At 73.2% G+C, this 16,534-nt stretch carries 14 protein-coding genes and 1 pseudogene; 10 read left to right on the top strand and 5 right to left on the bottom strand.

The features are described 5' to 3' along the window. The first annotated feature begins 126 nt into the window (after positions 1-126). On the top strand, positions 127-1,887 hold the full coding sequence (ctaD, locus tag BLW47_RS00740) for an aa3-type cytochrome oxidase subunit I (protein ID WP_091550106.1): 1,761 nt from the start codon (positions 127-129) through the stop codon (positions 1,885-1,887). 324 nt (positions 1,888-2,211) lie between these two features. Here ctaD and BLW47_RS00735 read toward each other — a convergent pair. The 4 genes and pseudogenes from BLW47_RS00735 to BLW47_RS00720 form a co-directional block, all read right to left on the bottom strand. Continuing rightward, positions 2,212-3,490 (bottom strand): annotated as a pseudogene (locus tag BLW47_RS00735) (MFS transporter). A gap of 49 nt (positions 3,491-3,539) precedes the next feature. Continuing rightward, entirely contained in the window at positions 3,540-4,118 is a 579-nt protein-coding gene (locus BLW47_RS00730; RefSeq protein ID WP_091552289.1) for an isochorismatase family protein, read from the bottom strand. Positions 4,119-4,132: 14 nt separating this feature from the next. Beyond that, on the bottom strand, positions 4,133-5,428 hold the full coding sequence (locus BLW47_RS00725; protein WP_091550101.1) for a nicotinate phosphoribosyltransferase: 1,296 nt from the start codon (positions 5,426-5,428) through the stop codon (positions 4,133-4,135). A gap of 20 nt (positions 5,429-5,448) precedes the next feature. Continuing rightward, positions 5,449-8,088, bottom strand: a complete 2,640-nt coding sequence (locus tag BLW47_RS00720) for a LuxR C-terminal-related transcriptional regulator (RefSeq protein WP_091550099.1) — start codon at positions 8,086-8,088, stop codon at positions 5,449-5,451. Between the two features lie 289 nt (positions 8,089-8,377). Between BLW47_RS00720 and BLW47_RS00715 the strand changes: the two genes are divergently transcribed. The 6 genes from BLW47_RS00715 to BLW47_RS00690 all read left to right on the top strand — a co-directional run bounded on the left by BLW47_RS00715 (position 8,378) and on the right by BLW47_RS00690 (position 12,665). Next, positions 8,378-9,769 (top strand): hypothetical protein, encoded by a 1,392-nt coding sequence (locus tag BLW47_RS00715; protein ID WP_139307126.1) that lies wholly within the window; start codon positions 8,378-8,380, stop codon positions 9,767-9,769. A 148-nt stretch (positions 9,770-9,917) separates the two neighbouring features. Continuing rightward, on the top strand, positions 9,918-10,208 hold the full coding sequence (gene clpS / locus BLW47_RS00710; RefSeq protein WP_091550094.1) for an ATP-dependent Clp protease adapter ClpS: 291 nt from the start codon (positions 9,918-9,920) through the stop codon (positions 10,206-10,208). A 22-nt stretch (positions 10,209-10,230) separates the two neighbouring features. After that, on the top strand, positions 10,231-10,725 hold the full coding sequence (locus BLW47_RS00705) for a DUF2017 domain-containing protein (RefSeq protein ID WP_091550091.1): 495 nt from the start codon (positions 10,231-10,233) through the stop codon (positions 10,723-10,725). 92 nt (positions 10,726-10,817) lie between these two features. Continuing rightward, positions 10,818-11,309, top strand: a complete 492-nt coding sequence (locus BLW47_RS00700; RefSeq protein ID WP_091552286.1) for a M67 family metallopeptidase — start codon at positions 10,818-10,820, stop codon at positions 11,307-11,309. A gap of 65 nt (positions 11,310-11,374) precedes the next feature. Further along, a complete protein-coding gene (locus tag BLW47_RS00695; RefSeq protein WP_091550089.1) occupies positions 11,375-11,689 on the top strand; it encodes a MoaD family protein in 315 nt (104 codons plus the stop codon). Between the two features lie 10 nt (positions 11,690-11,699). Continuing rightward, positions 11,700-12,665 (top strand): PLP-dependent cysteine synthase family protein, encoded by a 966-nt coding sequence (locus tag BLW47_RS00690; RefSeq protein ID WP_091550087.1) that lies wholly within the window; start codon positions 11,700-11,702, stop codon positions 12,663-12,665. A gap of 86 nt (positions 12,666-12,751) precedes the next feature. Here the strand turns inward: BLW47_RS00690 and BLW47_RS00685 are convergent, their stop codons facing one another. Continuing rightward, on the bottom strand, positions 12,752-13,804 hold the full coding sequence (locus tag BLW47_RS00685) for a hypothetical protein (RefSeq protein WP_175543455.1): 1,053 nt from the start codon (positions 13,802-13,804) through the stop codon (positions 12,752-12,754). Positions 13,805-14,332: 528 nt separating this feature from the next. On the opposite strand from BLW47_RS00685, the gene BLW47_RS00675 reads away from it, so the two are divergent. From BLW47_RS00675 to rdgB, 3 genes are all read left to right on the top strand, one after another. Next, a complete protein-coding gene (locus tag BLW47_RS00675) occupies positions 14,333-15,079 on the top strand; it encodes an MBL fold metallo-hydrolase (RefSeq protein WP_091550082.1) in 747 nt (248 codons plus the stop codon). A gap of 67 nt (positions 15,080-15,146) precedes the next feature. Beyond that, entirely contained in the window at positions 15,147-15,875 is a 729-nt protein-coding gene (gene rph / locus BLW47_RS00670) for a ribonuclease PH (protein ID WP_091550079.1), read from the top strand. Further along, positions 15,872-16,531: an RdgB/HAM1 family non-canonical purine NTP pyrophosphatase gene (rdgB, locus tag BLW47_RS00665; protein ID WP_091550076.1), complete on the top strand. Its 660-nt coding sequence runs from the start codon at positions 15,872-15,874 to the stop codon at positions 16,529-16,531. Before rph ends, rdgB begins: the two co-directional genes overlap by 4 nt. Positions 16,532-16,534 lie beyond the last annotated feature (3 nt).

Genomic DNA, 16,534 nt, shown 5'->3' with positions numbered 1-16,534 from the left:
ACGTTTCGGCGCGTCCGGTGACCCCACGCCGAACCCGCCGGTAGCGGGGACTATTCTGCGTCGGAGGTACGGCCCGCAGATCAAGAACGCGCGCCGAGTGGGACGAACGAGAACCGGAGGCCACTCGTGACCACCGTTGCACCGAAACCGATCGTGACCCGGCCCTGGCCGGTCCGACAGCCGGTTAAGGGCTCGGCCATCGCGCGCCTGCTGCGGACGACCGACGCGAAGCAGATCGGGATCATGTACATGATCACCGCCTTCGTGTTCTTCATGATCGGTGGCCTGATGGCGCTGATCATGCGGGCCGAGCTGGCGCGACCGGGGCTGCAGTTCCTGTCGCCCGAGCAGTACAACCAGCTCTTCACGATGCACGGCACGATCATGCTGCTGTTCTTCGCGACGCCGATCGTCTTCGCGTTCGCGAACTACATCACGCCGATCCAGATCGGCGCGCCGGACGTGTCGTTCCCGCGGCTCAACAGCTTCGCGTACTGGCTCTACCTGTTCGGCGGCACGCTCTCCGTCGCCGGCTTCATCACCCCCGGCGGCGCCGCCGACTTCGGCTGGTTCGCGTACACGCCGCTGAGCAGCGTCGAGCACTCGCCGGGTGTGGGCGCCAACATGTGGATCGTCGGCCTGACCATCTCCGGTCTGGGCACCATCCTCGGCGCGGTCAACCTGATCACCACGATCCTGACGCTGCGCGCGCCCGGCATGACGATGTTCCGGATGCCGATCTTCACCTGGAACATGCTGGTCACCAGCCTCCTGGTGATCATGGTCTTCCCGCTGCTCGCCGCGGCGCTGATGGCGCTCGCCGCCGACCGCATGCTCGGGGCGCACGTCTACGACCCGGCCACCGGCGGCCCGCTGCTGTGGCAGCACCTCTTCTGGTTCTTCGGCCACCCCGAGGTCTACATCGTCGCGCTGCCCTTCTTCGGCATCGTCAGCGAGATCATCCCGGTCTTCTCCCGCAAGCCGATCTTCGGCTACAAGGGTCTGGTCGGCGCGACCCTCGCGATCGCGGCGCTGTCGATGAGCGTGTGGGCCCACCACATGTTCGCCACCGGCCAGGTGCTGATGCCGTTCTTCAGCTTCCTGAGCTTCCTGATCGCCGTGCCGACCGGTATGAAGTTCTTCAACTGGATCGGCACCATGTGGCGCGGCCAGATCAGCTTCGAATCGCCGATGCTGTGGTCGATCGGCTTCCTGGTGACCTTCCTCTTCGGCGGTCTCTCCGGCGTGCTGCTGGCCAGCCCGCCGCTCGACTTCCACGTCTCCGACTCGTACTTCGTGGTCGCGCACTTCCACTACGTGCTCTTCGGGACGATCGTGTTCGCGGTCTTCGCCGGCATCTACTTCTGGTTCCCGAAGATGACGGGCCGGATGATGGACGAGCGGCTCGCGAAGATCCACTTCTGGCTGACCTTCGTCGGCTTCCACACCACGTTCCTGGTGCAGCACTGGCTGGGCAACGAGGGCTTCCCGCGACGCTACGCCGACTACCAGGCGAAGGACGGCTTCACCGAGCTGAACATGATCTCGACCGTCGGGGCGTTCATCACCGGCATCTCGACCCTGCCGTTCATCTGGAACGTCTGGAAGTCCTACAAGGCCGGCCCGATCGTCGAGGTCGACGACCCCTGGGGTCACGGCAACTCGCTGGAGTGGGCCACCACCTGCCCGCCGCCGCTGCGCAACTTCGACCGCATGCCGCGGATCCGCTCCGAGCGGCCCGCCTTCGACCTCAAGTTCCCGGAGCTGGCCGCCGGTGGCCAGTCGCTGGCCGGCCCGCCGGAGGGCGGCGCCAAGCCGCTGACGTCGGAGTCGGACGGCGGGGCCACCTACCGCGAGGACACCGTGAGCAACGTCGACAGGCACTGAGCGCAGACGCACCAGGGCGCCGCCTCCCGTACCCGGGACGCGGCGCCCTGTCGCATCTCCCGGCACCCCCGCCCCGGCCCGGTACCGCCCCGCGCCCCGCGCCCCGCGCCCCGTGCGCGTGTTCGCGCCGGTCGTCCGGCGCGGCCGCCTCGCCGACGTCCTCGGGTCCGGGGCGGCGCGCGCCCGGGGTGTGGGTGCGTTCATTGCTGTTCCAGCGACAACAGACGCACCCATACCCTTGCTGCTGGCGAGGACGCTCCCACGCATCAATCCGGTAGGACCAACCGGGCCGGGGGTGCCCGGGGTGAAGGGGGTGACGGGTGGTCAGCGCGTGGGCGGGGCGGGGGCGGACGGGGTCGGGGCGGACGGGACCAGGTCCGGGGTGGGCGTTGTGGGGGCGGCCGCCTGCGGGGTGCGGCGTCGGCGCAGCTCGCCGGGGAGCACGACGAGCCCGACCAGCAGGCCCAGCAGGCCGGTCGCCGCGAAGCCCCAGGCGGGGCCGGAGCCGTCGATGACCGCGCCGGCCAGCGGCGCGCCCAGCGCGAGGCCCACCGTGAGGGCCGAACCGTGCAGCCCCATCGCCTCGCCGCGCGCGGACGGCGGCGCCAGCCGACTCACCACGTCGGCGGTCGCCGCCAGGGTGGGGGCGCAGAGCGCGCCGGCCGGCAGCAGCGCCAGGCAGAGCAGCCACCACTGTCCACCGCCGAGCCCGACCGGGATGGTGCACGCCCCGAGCAGGATGAGAAGCGCGACCGGCGGGAGCGGCCGGGAGACCGCGCCGTAGGCGAAGCCGCCGACCAGGGAGTAGGCGCCCCAGGCGGCCAGCACCGCGCCGGTCCACTGCATCTGGCCGGCGTCGCGCAGCACGGCGACGACCGCCACGTCGGTGCCGCCGAGCACGAGCGTGCTGGCGGCGACGATGGCGAGCACCCCGACGAGTCGGGGGGTGACCCACTCCCGCCGGGCCACGGGGGCGGTCTGCGCGCTCGGCTCGTCGTGGCCGCGCACGGGGGGATTGAGCGCGAAGAGCGCGAGCCCGGAGCAGACGATGCCGGCGCCGACGGCGAGCATCGTCGACCGGGCGGAGGTGGTGGTGACCATGAGTACGGCGAGCGCCGGCCCGATCATGAACGAGAGCTCGACGGACATCGAGTCCAGCGCGTACGCCTGTCGGCGCTGGTCCTCGGGGGCCAGCGCCGCGATCGACTGCCGGATCACGGAGAAGATCGGCAACGTCAGCAGCCCGCCGAAGAACGACGTCACCAGCAGCGCCGGGTAGGGCATCGCCTGGGCGGCCGCCCAGAAGAGCGCCTCCGCGACGGTGGTCAGCACCAGCATCGGCCGCAGGCCGCGCCGGTCGACCAGGCGGCCGAGTAACGGGGCGCCGATCGCCGACCCGACGGTCATTACGGCGGCGACGAGGCCGGCCGCGGCGTAGCCCCGGTGGAGGTCGTCGACGACGTGCAGCGTCAGGGTCACGCTCGCCGCTGTCACGGGGATGCGCGCCAGCATGGCCACGATGAGCAGTGACCGGATGCCCGGCAGGGCAAGCGCCCGTCGGTAAGGCGTGAGTGTCATTTTGGGTCCGTACCTCCGGGGTTATCCTCGCCCCGCGGTACGACGTTTCCGCCACGGATTTCCCGTGATGCGGCTCACGCGGGCACGACGGGCTCCCCGGTCAGCGCGACCTCGGCGTCGCGCAGCTGGTCGAGCGCGACGATGGTGGTCTCCCGGGCGACCGCGGCGGTCAGCTCCAGCAGCACCGTGGTGTGGAACCCCTCGCGGGCGGCGTCCAGCGCGGTCGCGCGCACGCAGTGGTCGGTCGCGATCCCCACGATGTCGACCGCGTCGACGTCGTGCCGGCGCAGCCAGTCGGCGAGCCCGACGCCGCCGTCGGTGTGCCCCTCGAACCCCGAGTACGCCGCGGCGCGCTCCCCCTTGTGGAAGACCGCCTCGATCCGGTCGGTGTCGAGGTCGGGGTGGAAGTCCGCGCCGGCCGTGCCGACGACGCAGTGGGCCGGCCACGACTGGCGGAAGTCCGGCGGGTTGCCGAAGTGGGCGCCGGGGTCGACGTGGTAGTCCTTCGTCGCGACCACGTGGTCCCAGCGCCGGTCGCCGGCGCGCAGCAGCCGGGAGATCGCGGCGGCCACGCCGGCCCCGCCGGTGACGGCGAGGGAACCTCCCTCGCAGAAGTCGTTCTGCACGTCCACGATGATCAACGCTCGGGTCACGGTGTCTCCTTGGTTCACAACGACGGGGCGGGGACGACGGTGAGCGGGATCGCGGGGTCGCCGGCCGAGAGCTTGAGCCCCTCCCACGGGATGGAGATCAGGCAGTGGCGCAGGTGCTCGCGGGACTCGGCGAGCGTGGGCAGGTCGTCGACCGGGGCCCCGCCGCGCACGTACGGCCGCTGCAGCGCCCGGTCGCCGTTCATCGGCTCCGGGGTGCCGCGGGTCACCACGACCTCCTCGGTGGCGGTGCCGGTGGGCTTGTGCCGGCGTACCGCGGTCTTGCGCCCGCCGATGGTGGCCTTGTTCTCCGAGCGCTTCACCACCGGACGGCCGTCCACCTCGACCAGCTTGTAGACGAGCCCCGCGGTCGGCGCCCCGGAGCCGGTCACCACGGCGGTGCCGGCGCCGTACATGTCGACGGGCTCGGCGGCGAGCGCGGCGATCGCGTACTCGTCGAGGTCGCCGGAGACGATGATCTTTGTCTCGGTGGCGCCGAGTGAGTCGAGCAGCTCCCGCGACTGCTGGGCCAGCACCGACAGGTCGCCGGAGTCGATCCGGATCGCGCGCAGATCGGAACCGGCGACCGCGATCGCGTTGCGGATCCCCTGGCTGATGTCGTACGTGTCGACCAGCAGCGTGGTGTTCTTGCCCAGCGCGGCGACCTGCGAGGCGAACGCCGCCGGCTCGTCGTCGTGCACCAGCGTGAACGCGTGCGCCGCGGTGCCCGCGGTCGGGATGCCGTAGCGCTGCCCGGCCGCCAGATTGGAGGTGAACGCGAACCCGGCCAGGTACGAGGCGCGGGCGGCGGCCACCGCCGCGTCCTCGTGGGTACGCCGGGAGCCCATCTCGATCACCGTGCGCCCGCGCGCCGCGGTGACCATCCGGGCGGCCGCCGCGGCGATCGCGCAATCGTGGTTGAGCACCGACAACACCAGCGTCTCGAGCAGCACGCACTCCGCGAAGGTGCCGGTGACGGTGAGGATCGGCGAGCCGGGGAAGTAGAGCTCACCCTCGGCGTACCCGGAGATGTCGCCCGTGAAGCGGTAGCCGGTCAGCCACGCCGCCGTCTGGTCGTCGACCACCCCGGTGTCGCGCAGGAAGCGGATCTCCGCCTCGTCGAACCGGAAGTCCCGCAGCGCCTCCACGAGCCGCCCCGTGCCCGCGACCACGCCGTACCGACGGCCGGCGGGCAGCCGCCGGGCGAACACCTCGAAGACGCAGCGCCGATCGGCGGTGCCGTCCTTGAGGGCGGCGTTGACCATCGTCAGCTCGTAGTGGTCGGTCAGCAGGGCGGGACGAGGACTTGTCACGGTGCCACCCTAACCAGGCGTCAGCGCCCCGCCGGCACGTCGAGGTCGGGCAATGCCCGCAGCGCCGGCGCCAGCTCGCCGCGGCCGGTCACCCCGAGCTTGCTGTAGACCCGTTGCAGGTGGTTCTCCACCGTGCGGGTGGAGATGAAGAGCTGCTCGGCGATGTCGCGGCTGGCCGTGCCGTTCGCCGCGAGACGGGCGATCTGCCGCTCCCGCCCGGTCAGCGCCGGCTGTCCGGTGCGCAGCGCCGGGCTCAGCACCGCGTCGCAGCGCTCCAGCAGGTCGCCGAGGCGCGCGTTCGCCTCCACCGCGGCCGGCGAGCGCTCCGCCCGCAGCCGCGTCACCGCCATCGCGGCCGCCTCGGCGGCGAACAGCGTCAACCCCAGGCCCGCGAAGTCGTCCGCCACCGCCAGCAGGTCGGTCGCGGACCCCGCGTGCGCCGCCCGCGCCTGCCGGAAGACCAGCCCCGGCAGCGGGCCGTCGACCACCGCCGCGAGCTCGGCCGCCCGCCCGACCGCGAGGTCGGCCCGGCCGAGGCGGACCAGGTCGTGCAGGGCGACGACCTCGTGCCCGGCGAAGCCGTCCCGGCGCAGCCGGTCGAGCAGCTCGCGCAGCACGCGTACGCCGCCGGTCGGGTCGCCCGCGGTCACCGCGACCCAGCAGCGCGCCTGCTCCCGCAACGGGTAGAGCACGTCGGCCGCGTCCGGCGACCGCGTCGCGTCCGCCTCGGCCATCGCCGCGTCGGCCTCGGCGGCCTCACCGCGCAGCGCGGCGGCGTGCGCGCGTTCCGCGTGGGCCAGCGCGGCGAGCGGATGTCCCGGCCGGAGTGTCGCGCAGGCCTGCCGGCTGCGCCGCAGCGCCTCGGCGGTCTGCCCGCGCAACCGCGCGGCCTGGCCGCGCAGCACCGACAGGTAACCGGCGCCGGACCGGAACTCGCCCGCGTCGGCGCGCTCGGCGAACTCGGTGCCGGTGATCGCGTCGAGGCCGGCGAGGTCTCCGGCGAGCAGCAGCCCGGTCCCGCGGACCAGCTCGGCGGTGAGCCGCAGGTACGGCATCTGCGCGTGCCAGAGCGGGGCGTCCGCGTCGACGGCCGCGATCGACTCCGCGCTGCGGCGCAGTTCTCCCCGCGCGGCCTGGAGATGGGCCACCGTGCACCGGGCCAGCGCGCGGGCCGGCGGGGACGCGGCCGGCTCGTCCAGTACGCGCCGGGCGAGCCGCAGCGCCTCCGCGGACTGCAGCCGGTGCAGTCGGATCACCGCCTCGACGGCGTACGGCAGCGCGCGGGCGGCGTCGGGCAGCGTCCGGGCGTCCGCGGCCAGCCGGTCGGCCGCCCCCGGTCGGTCCAGCGCCCCGTGCTCGATCAGCGCCCGCGTCGCGGCCAGCCGGGCGTGCTGCTCGTCCGAGGTGGCGTCGGCGCGCGCCGCGTCGAGCGCCGACAGCGCGGCGTCGGGCTGGCCGCGCAGCATCAGCGCGGTGGCGAGCAGGTCGGCGGCCTCGAATCCGCCGCCGGCGGTCCGGGCGCCCCGGGCCAGCCGGACGGCGACCTCCAGGTCGAGCCGGGCCAGCGCCCGGGCGCCCGCGGTGAGCAGCGGCCGCGGGTCGTGTGCGGTGTCGGACTCCAGCCGCCACAGCGCGACCCGCAGCGCGTCGTCCCAGCGCTTCGCCCCGGTCTGCTCGACGAGCGTGGCCAGCTGCGCGTACAGCCGGCGGGAGCGGGTCACCGGGCAGCGCCGCCGCACCACCTCGCCGTAGAGCGGGTGGGTGGGCACGACGTTGTGCCGTCGGTCGTCGTCGAGCACCCGGATCAGGCCACGCTCCTCGGCGGCCTCGACGTGCGCCTCGTCCGTGGCGCGGATCACGAGGTGCAGGCCGATCGGCTCGCCGAGCGCGACGAGCTCGACGACCGTGCGGATCTCGGGGCTGAGCTGTCCGATCCGGACGTCGACGAGCTCCATCAGGCTGGGCGCCAGCTCCAGCCGCCCGGTCCAGCGCCACACCCCGTACGCCCGGGTCAGCTCGTCCCCGGCGTGGGCGGCGGCGACGAGCTCGCGCAGCAGCAGCGGATGCCCGGCGGACAGCCGCCAGAGCCGAACGGCTGTGGCGCTGTCGACCGGACCACCGAGCATCTCGGTGAGCAGGGCGGTGGTCTCGGTGAGCCCGAGCGGTGTCAGTTCGACGTGGTCGACGAGGTCGTCGGTCCACAGTCCCCGGATCGGCACCGGCAGCCGCTCGCCGCTGCGGAACGTGCCGAGCACGGTGGCGTGCTCGGCGCGGGCCACCAGGTAGACCAGCGCGGCCGAGGTCGGGTCCAGCAGGTGGGCGTCGTCGACGGCGAGCACGATCGGGCGGCCGCCGGCCTGTTCGTGCAGCGCCTCCACGGCCCAGCCCAGCACCGCGGTCGGGGAGAGTCCGGCCGGCTGCGTGGCGGGGAGGATCTGGGCGAGCCCGCCGAACGGCAGTCCGGCGGTGGCGATGGTGGCCGACGCGGTGTAGACGGCGAACCGGTCGGTGGGGAGCGCGGTGACGGCCTCGCGGAGCAGCCGGGTCTTCCCGACGCCGGCGGTGCCGCTGACGATCAGGCCCCGACCGGTCCCGCTGGTCGCCGCGCTGACCAGACGGCCGAGTTCATCCGTGCGGCCGACGAAGCTCCACGGACCCATGGCCGGAGCATATCGATCGAAAGTGGTCAGCGCAGGCCCCATGACGATCCGAAGTTGAGTAGTGAATGCGGGGCCTGTTGAGTAATGGCGATCCTCGCTGCGTAAGTGACCGTTCACGTAGCGTTCCGATGCGCCCGGTTCGTGCCAGAGGTTCGTTGTGTGAAGGAGGCCGTGAATGGAGCGTCCCACTCTCCATCTGGTCGCCGGAACCCGGTCGAACGGGGGCGGACCGGCAGTGCCGAGGCAGCACCGACCGAAGACGCGACGGCCATCCCCGGTGGTCGAGCCCGTGCCCGACGAGCCCATCGCGATCGTCGCGACCGGCACCGGAGCGGCGCGCAGCGCCGTCGTGGGCGCGCTGCTCGGCTCGCCCGGCCGCATCCTTGAGGTGCCCGACACCAGTTATCTCGTGGTGCGGCACGGCGCCCGCCGCGCGGTCACCGCACACCTGCCCGGCGCCCGCCGGCCCCACCCCTACCCGCCGGCCGCCGCCGGTTCCGGCTCCCGCCCGCCGCGCCGCGTCGAGCTGGTGGAGCCCGATCCGCTGCTGCGGCACTTCGCGCTCGTCGACACCCCCGACACGGCCACGCTCGGGGTCGCCGGCGCCCGGATCGTGCTGGACGCCGCCGAACGTGGCGGCGCGCTGCTCTTCGTGCTCGCCGCCGACCAGCGACCGCACCCCGCCGAGCTGGAGCTGCTCGCCGCGGCGGCACGGCGCTCGGTGGCGGTCTTCTGCGTGATCACCCCGGACGCCCGCGGCGGTTGGCGGGTTCCCGACGCGCCCGAGCCGATCTTCGACCCGGCCACCGCGGCGGTCGAGGTCCACCGCGCGGTCGTGACCGGCGCGGTGCCGGCGCTGGACCGCGCGCCCTGGTTCGCGGTCGACCCGGCCGCCACCGACACCGCGTACCTGCGTCGCGCGCTCGTCGAGTGGGCCGGCGCGGAGGGGCTGCGCCGGGCCAGCCTGAATCCGCCCGTCCCGCCGGGCGCCGGCCGCACCGTCCGGGTCGCACCGCACGCCCACGAATCCGACTGGTCACAGCGGCTGGAGACCGCGGCCCGGGCCGCAACCGAGCGCGTCCGGCAGCGGCTCGCCGTCGAGCTCGGCGACGTGCGGCTGCGGATCGAACGGCAGCTCGATTTCGGGGCCGGCCCGACCGGGCTGCCCGCCGTGCTCGACCGTGAGTTGCACGCGCTGTCGCTGCGCGCGGCCGCGGAGGGGGACGCGGCGGTGGAACGGTTGATCCAGCAGACCCTCGCGGACGTGCTCGCCGAGCCGCCGGACGAGGGGGTACGCCGACGCGTCGTCGCCGGCGTCCGCCGTGGGCTCGCCGAGGACGCCGCCGCGCGCGACCTCGCGCGGGTGTTCCTCGTCACCGCGACCGGCGGCGTTGCCGTGGTCGCCGGCGCGGAAGCGGTGGCCGGGCTCGCCGCGTACCCGAGCGATCTCGGGGCGCAGGTGCTCCCCGAGATCGGCCTGGGCCTCTCCGGCGGCTGCTACCTGCGCTGGCGCAACTCGGATGATGCCGACGCGGAGGCCGGGCGGGCCTGGGCGCAACGCGCCCTCCACGCGGTCGAGCACGAGCTGCTGCGCGAGACGGGGCGTCGGTTCGGCGCGCTGCGCGACGCGCTCGCCGTGCTGCTCGCGGAGGCGGTCGACCACGGCATCCTGCTGGCCTGACATGTCCCGACCCCCGCTCGCGGGCGCGCTGCCGCGCCGCTGTGCCGGCCGGCCGGGCGCCCCGCTCGGGTACGCGGAACACCGCGGCCGACCCGCCCGCGGTGTTCCGGTTCATCACTCCCCGCCGGGCGGTGGCACGATGGGGGACATGGCCGCTCCACAGGTTGCCCCGGTCGAGGCGCCGGACACCGAAGAGGTGCCGGCGGAGGACCGGCCATGGGTGACGATCGTCTGGGACGACCCGGTCAACCTGATGTCGTACGTGACGTGGGTGTTCCAGAAGCTGTTCGGATACAGCCGCGAGAAGGCCGAGCAGCTCATGCTCGACGTGCACACGAAGGGGCGGGCGGTGGTCTCCAGCGGCGCGCGCGAGCGAATGGAACACGACGCGTCCCAGCTGCACGGGTACGGGCTGTGGGCCACGGTCGACCGGGCATGACGGCGGGGGACGCTCAGTGACGATGTTCCGCCGGCAGGGTGCGCTCTGCGTGGCCACCTTCGCCGCCGACGAGGTGCGGGTACTGCGCAAGGTGGCCACCGAGGTGGTCGGGCTGCTCACCGAGGGGTTCGATCACGACGACCCGGTGGTGAACCGGCTTTTTCCGGACATCTACCCCGAGCGGCCCGCCGACTCCGCCGACTTCCGCCGATACACGGAGGGCGACCTCAAGACCGCCAAGATCGATCAGGCGGGCGCGATCCTGGCGGCCCTCCCCGACGCCGCGGGCGGTGAGGTGCGGCTGGACGCCGAGGCCGCCGAGGCGTGGCTGCGGGCGCTCAACGACGCCCGGCTCGCGATGGGCGTCCGGCTGGACATCGGGGCCGACACCGACATCGGCGACGAGCTGGACGACGCCGTGCTGCACGACCCGACCTCGGCCCGGGTCTTCCAGCTCTCCGTCTACGCGTACCTCGGTTATCTCCAGGAATCGCTGCTCAACGCGTTGATGGACTGACCCGCGTCCGCCACGACACGCGCGCCGGCGGCGGGTCGGGCGTGACAGTGCCCACGGGGAAGTGCCGGGCCGTACGCGGTAAGCTGGGCGTCGTGCTGAGCATCGACCGGTCGATCATGGACGCGATCATCGCGCACGCGCGTCGGGACCACCCCGACGAGGCCTGCGGCGTGGTCGCGGGGGCGGCCGGCAGCGACACCCCGACCCGGCACATCCCGATGGACAACGCCGCGCGGTCGATGACGTTCTACGAGTTCGACTCGATGGAGCAGCTGCGGGTGTGGCGCGAGATGGACGATCGCGACGAGGAGCCGGTGGTGATCTACCACTCGCACACCGCGACCGAGGCGTACCCGTCCCGCACGGACATCTCCTTCGCCGGCGAGCCCGGCGCCCACTACCTGCTGGTCTCCACCCGCGATCCCGACACCGAGGAGATCCGCTCGTTCCGGATCGTGGACGGGGTCGTGACCGAGGAGCCGGTGTACGTCATCGATGCGAGCGTGGACCCGCACGCGGTCCAGTCGTACATGTTCGGGCAGAGCCCGGCGACGGTCGACTACGAGTGTTCGCTCGGCCGCTGACCCAGCCGCCGCGCACGTCACCGCAGTCCCGCTTGTCCCACACCGTCGTTTTCTAGGAGCACGTCATGGCTATCGAGGTTCGCATCCCCACCATCCTGCGCAGCTACACCGGCGGCGCGAAGGTCGTCGAGGGCGCCGGCGACACGCTCAACGAGCTGCTGGCCGACCTGGACGGCAAGTACGCCGGCCTGCGCGGCCGGCTGATCACCGACGAGGGGGCGCTGCACCGCTTCGTCAACATCTACGTCAACGACGAGGACGTGCGGTTCCTCGGCTCGCTCGACGCCAAGCTCTCCGACGGTGACACCGTCACCATCCTGCCCGCGGTGGCCGGCGGCGCGCTCGGGTTCGCCGCCGCGGCGGCGCTGCTGCAGCGCTGAGGTCCGACCCGTGGCCCGCTACGAGAGTCTGCTCGACGCCTGCGGCGGCACGCCCCTCGTCGGGCTGCCCCGGCTGTCGCCGGTGGTGCCCGACGGGGCGCCGCCGGTGCGGCTGTGGGCGAAGCTGGAGGACCGTAACCCGACCGGCTCGGTGAAGGACCGCGCCGCGTTGTTCATGGTGCGCGCGGCGGAGGAGGCCGGCCGGCTCCGCCCCGGTGACACGATCCTGGAGCCGACCAGCGGCAACACCGGCATCGCGCTGGCGATGGTGGCGAAGCTGCGCGGCTACCGCCTGGTCTGCGTCATGCCGGAGAACGTCTCCGCCGAGCGGATCCAGCTGCTCCGGATGTACGGCGCGGAGATCATCTTCTCGCCGGCGGCGGGCGGCTCGAACCAGGCGGTCGCCACCGCCAAGCAGATCTCCGCGGAGCACCCGGACTGGGTGATGCTGTTCCAGTACGGCAACGAGGCGAACGCCCGGGCCCACTACGAGACCACCGGTCCCGAGCTGCTGCGCGACCTGCCCACGATCACGCATTTCGTGGCCGGGCTCGGCACCACCGGGACGCTCATGGGCACCGGTCGCTACCTGCGGGAAAAGGTGGAGGGCGTCCAGATCGTCGCCGCCGAGCCGCGTTACGGCGAGCTGGTCTACGGGCTGCGCAACATCGACGAGGGCTACGTGCCGGAGCTGTACGACGCCAGCGTGCTGACCCGGCGCTTCTCCGTCGGCACCCGCGACGCGGTGCTGCGTACCCGGCAGCTCGTCGAGGTCGAGGGGCTGTTCGTCGGCTTCTCCACCGGAGCGGTGCTGCACGCCGCGCTGGCCGTCGCGCACGAGGCCGTCAAGGCCGGGCGGCCGGCGGACGTGGCGTTCCTGGTCGCCGACGCGGGCTGGAAGTATCTGTCGACCGGCGCGTACGGCGGCACGCTCGCCGACGCCGAGGAAGCGCTCGAAGGCCAACTCTGGGCCTGACGCCCCCACCCTCCCCGTCGATCAAGGGCCTGTTCACGAACATGTGCACAGGCCCTTGATCGGGGCGAAAGTTTCCGATCGACGCGTCACCGCTGCAGCGCGTTGAAGGTCAGGCCGAGCGCCGCCAGCAGCGGCGCGGTCGCCAGTGTCAACATGATCCATGGGAGCCGGGGCCGCTGCACCGAGGTGAACCCGCCGACGGTCAGCGCGATGCCGAGCAGGCCGGTGCCGACCATCGCCGGCTCGTACCAGGCCGGCACGGCCTCGGCCAGGATCCCGACCAGCCCCCAGAGCGCGACCGCCAGCCCGAGCACGCCCAGCGTGGTCGCCCAGGCCGACATCGCCAGCAGCCGGCCGGACGCGGGCGACGGATCGGTCGGGCTCGGCAGCCGGAAGACCCGGATCAGCCGCCGACGGTGCTGGGGCGCCTCCGTGAGTACGGGCCGCGGCTCGTCGGGGGACGCTGGCCGTGGCGGACGCCGGGGCGCCCACAGCGGACGGTCCGGCGTGGTCGCCGACTTCTCCCAGCCTTCCGCGCCCGGTTCCGCGGACTCGGCGGGCCGCCCGGCCGCGGTCTGCGCGGGCGGCTCCGGCTCGCCCCGGTGCGCCGACTCTCCGCTCTGCTCGCGCCCGTCGCGTTGCGCGGGCCGACTGCCCTGCGTCGGCTCAGTGCGTTGCTCGGGCTCACTGCGTTGCTCGGGCTCACTGCGTTGCTCGGGCTCAGTGCGTTGCGCCGGCTCAGTGCGTTGCGCCGGCTCAGTGCGTTGCTCGGGCTCAGTGCGTTGCTCGGGCTCAGTGCGTTGCTCGGGCTCAGTGCGTTGCTCGGGCTCACTGCGCTGCTCGGGCTCACTGCGCTGCTCCGGCATGTTCGGCGGCCGCTTGTCGGCCGTGACGCTCCGGTCCGGCGGCTCCGCCGTGCGCCGCGGCCGCTCCCCGGCCGCCGCCCGTTGTTCCGGCACCGTGGGCGGTGCCTGCGTGACCGGTGCCTGCGTGACCGCTGCCTGCGTGACCGGTGCCTGCGTGACCGCTGCCTCCGTGACCGGTGCCTCCGTGACGGGCGCCTCCGGCGGATTGTCGGTCGCGGCGCACTGCGCGGGGACGGCCTCCTCCGCTGCGTCGTCGGCCGTGGAGCGTTGCACCGGCACCGGCACCTCCAGCGCACGCCTGTCTCCGCCCGTCGCCGTCGGCGGCACCGCGGTCGGCGGCACCGCGGTCGGCGGCTCGGTGGGGGCGTCGTCCGTCCCGGTCGGCGGTTCATCGGGGAGGTGGGGCCCGCCCGGTTCTCCGGTCCGGGGCGCTGGTTGTCCCGGCGGGCCCTCCGGGGTGCGAGTCGGTTCGACCGGCGCGGCGCCGGTACGGAGAGATGACTTGTCGCCTTGGGTGGACACGGCTCACCGTCCTGCTCTGCGTACCGCCCGCCGGAGGCCGACGAGCCCTTACGCTGTGCAACGGATTGCTATCACTACGCGTAACGCCGTGTGGGTCCGGGAAGCGGGCGACCCGCGGCGGCGACCTGGCTTGTCACGTTGGCGACAAGTTGGATCAGACCTTTCTTGCCTGCACCCCTCGCAGCGTAGGCTGCGCACCGTGATTGACTCGCCGGTACGGATCTTCACCGCGGTTGTCAGCGGGCTGTCCGTGGCCGCCCGCACCTCCAGGACGACCGGATGCGTTTGACCGTTCTCGGCTGTGCCGGCAGTTTTCCCGGTCCGGAGTCGGCGTGCTCCGCGTACCTCGTCGAAGCCGAGGGATTCCGTCTGTTGATCGACTTCGGCTCCGGCTCGCTCTCCGCCCTGCAGCGGTACGCCGGGCTGCACGCCGTCGACGCGATCCTGCTGACGCACCTGCACTGTGACCACATGCTCGACGCCTGCACGTACGTGGTTGTCCGGCGCTACGCGCCGGACGGGCCGTACCCGCCGTTGCCGGTCTACGCCCCGGCCGGTGCGCCGGACCGGATCGCCAGCGCCTACAGCCCGGCGGAGGGTCCGGTCGACGACGTCTACACCTTCTACGGGCTGCAGCCGGGCACCTTCCCGATCGGTCCGTTCTCGGTGAGCGTCGACCGCGTCAATCACCCCGTCGAGACGTACGGCGTGCGGGTGGAACACCAGGGGCGCGTGCTGGTCTACTCCTCGGACACCGCGCCGTGCGAGGCGCTGCTGCGTCTGGCGCAGGGCGCGGACCTGTTCCTGTGTGAGGCGAGCTACCTCGACGGCGTGGCGAACCCGCCGGACCTGCACCTGACCGGCCGGGAGGCGGGCGAGATCGCGGCGAAGGCGGGTGTCGGGAAGCTGCTGCTGACGCATCTGGTCGCGGCGTGGGGCAGCGAGTCGGAGACGCACGAGGCGGCGGCGTCCACGTTCACCGGCCCGGTCGAGATAGTCCGGCCCGGCGCGCGCTACGAGGTCTGACCACTGCGGTCGGGCGTTGGCGGACACCCCGGGTCGGCCCGCCGCGGGGAGCACTTAGGCTTCGTCCATGGCACGACCCGATGGGCGACAGCCCGACCAGCTACGGCCGGTGACCCTGACCCGGCACTGGAGCATCCATCCCGAGGGCTCGGTTTTGGTGGCGTTCGGCGACACCAAGGTGCTGTGCACCGCGAGCGTCACCGAGGGGGTGCCGCGCTGGCGCAAGGGTTCGGGGCTGGGCTGGATCACCGCCGAGTACTCGATGCTGCCCCGCGCGACCACGACCCGCTCCGACCGGGAGAGCGTCAAGGGCCGCATCGGCGGGCGTACGCATGAGATCTCCCGCCTGATCGGGCGCAGCCTGCGGGCCTGCGTCAACCTCAAGGCGCTCGGCGAGAACTCCATCGTGCTGGACTGCGACGTGCTGCAGGCCGACGGTGGGACGCGTACCGCGGCGATCACCGGCGCGTACGTCGCGCTGCACGACGCGGTCACCTGGATGGCCGGGCGCAAGCTGCTCGTCGGCAAGCCGGCGCAGGCGATCCACCGCTCGGTCGCCGCGGTCAGCGTCGGCATCATCGAGGGCGAGGCGCGGTCGGACCTGTGCTATCTCGAGGACGTCGCGGCGGAGGTGGACATGAACGTGGTGTGCACCGGCGAGGGCGACTTCGTCGAGGTGCAGGGCACGGGTGAGGCGAATGTGTTCCCCCGCGAGCAGCTGAACGCGCTGCTCGACCTCGGCGTGGCCGGCTGCGCGCAGCTCGCCGAGGCGCAGCGGACGGCGTTGGCCGGATGAGCGCCGCCGACGCCGGAGTGCTGCCGACCCGGCTGCTGCTGGCCACCCGCAACGCCAAGAAGCTGGTCGAGCTGCAGCGCATCCTCGACGCCGCGCTCGGCGGGCACCGGGTGGAGCTGGTCGGGCTGAACGACGTACCGGAGTATCCGGAGGCGCCGGAGACGGGCCTGACGTTCGGCGAGAACGCGCTGCTGAAGGCGCGGGAGGGCGTCCGCCACACCGGGCTGCCGACGGTGGCCGACGACTCGGGGATCGCGGTCGACGCCCTGAACGGGATGCCGGGCGTGTTCAGCGCCCGGTGGGCGGGGCGGCACGGCGACGACCGGGCGAACCTGGAGCTGCTGCTCGGGCAGACCGCCGACGTTCCCGACGAGCACCGCGGCGCGTCGTTCGTGTGTGCGGCGGCGCTGGTGCTGCCGAACGACACTTTCCCGGGCGGCAAAGAGCACCTGGTGGACGGCCGGCAGACCGGGCGGCTGCTGCGCGCGCCGCGCGGCGCCGGCGGATTCGGGTACGACCCGATCTTCCTCGGTGACGGGCAGACCCGGACGAACGCCGAGCTGTCGCCGGCGGAGAAGGACGCGATCAGCCACCGCGGCAAGGCGTTCCGCGCCCTGGCCACGGTGATCGCGAAGGTGCTGGTGCCGCGCGGCTAGCCC

It is taken from the genome of Micromonospora pattaloongensis, from assembly GCF_900107255.1.
In the GTDB taxonomy this organism is placed as follows: domain Bacteria; phylum Actinomycetota; class Actinomycetes; order Mycobacteriales; family Micromonosporaceae; genus Micromonospora_I; species Micromonospora_I pattaloongensis.
This window is presented reverse-complemented; position numbering and strand designations above follow the sequence as displayed.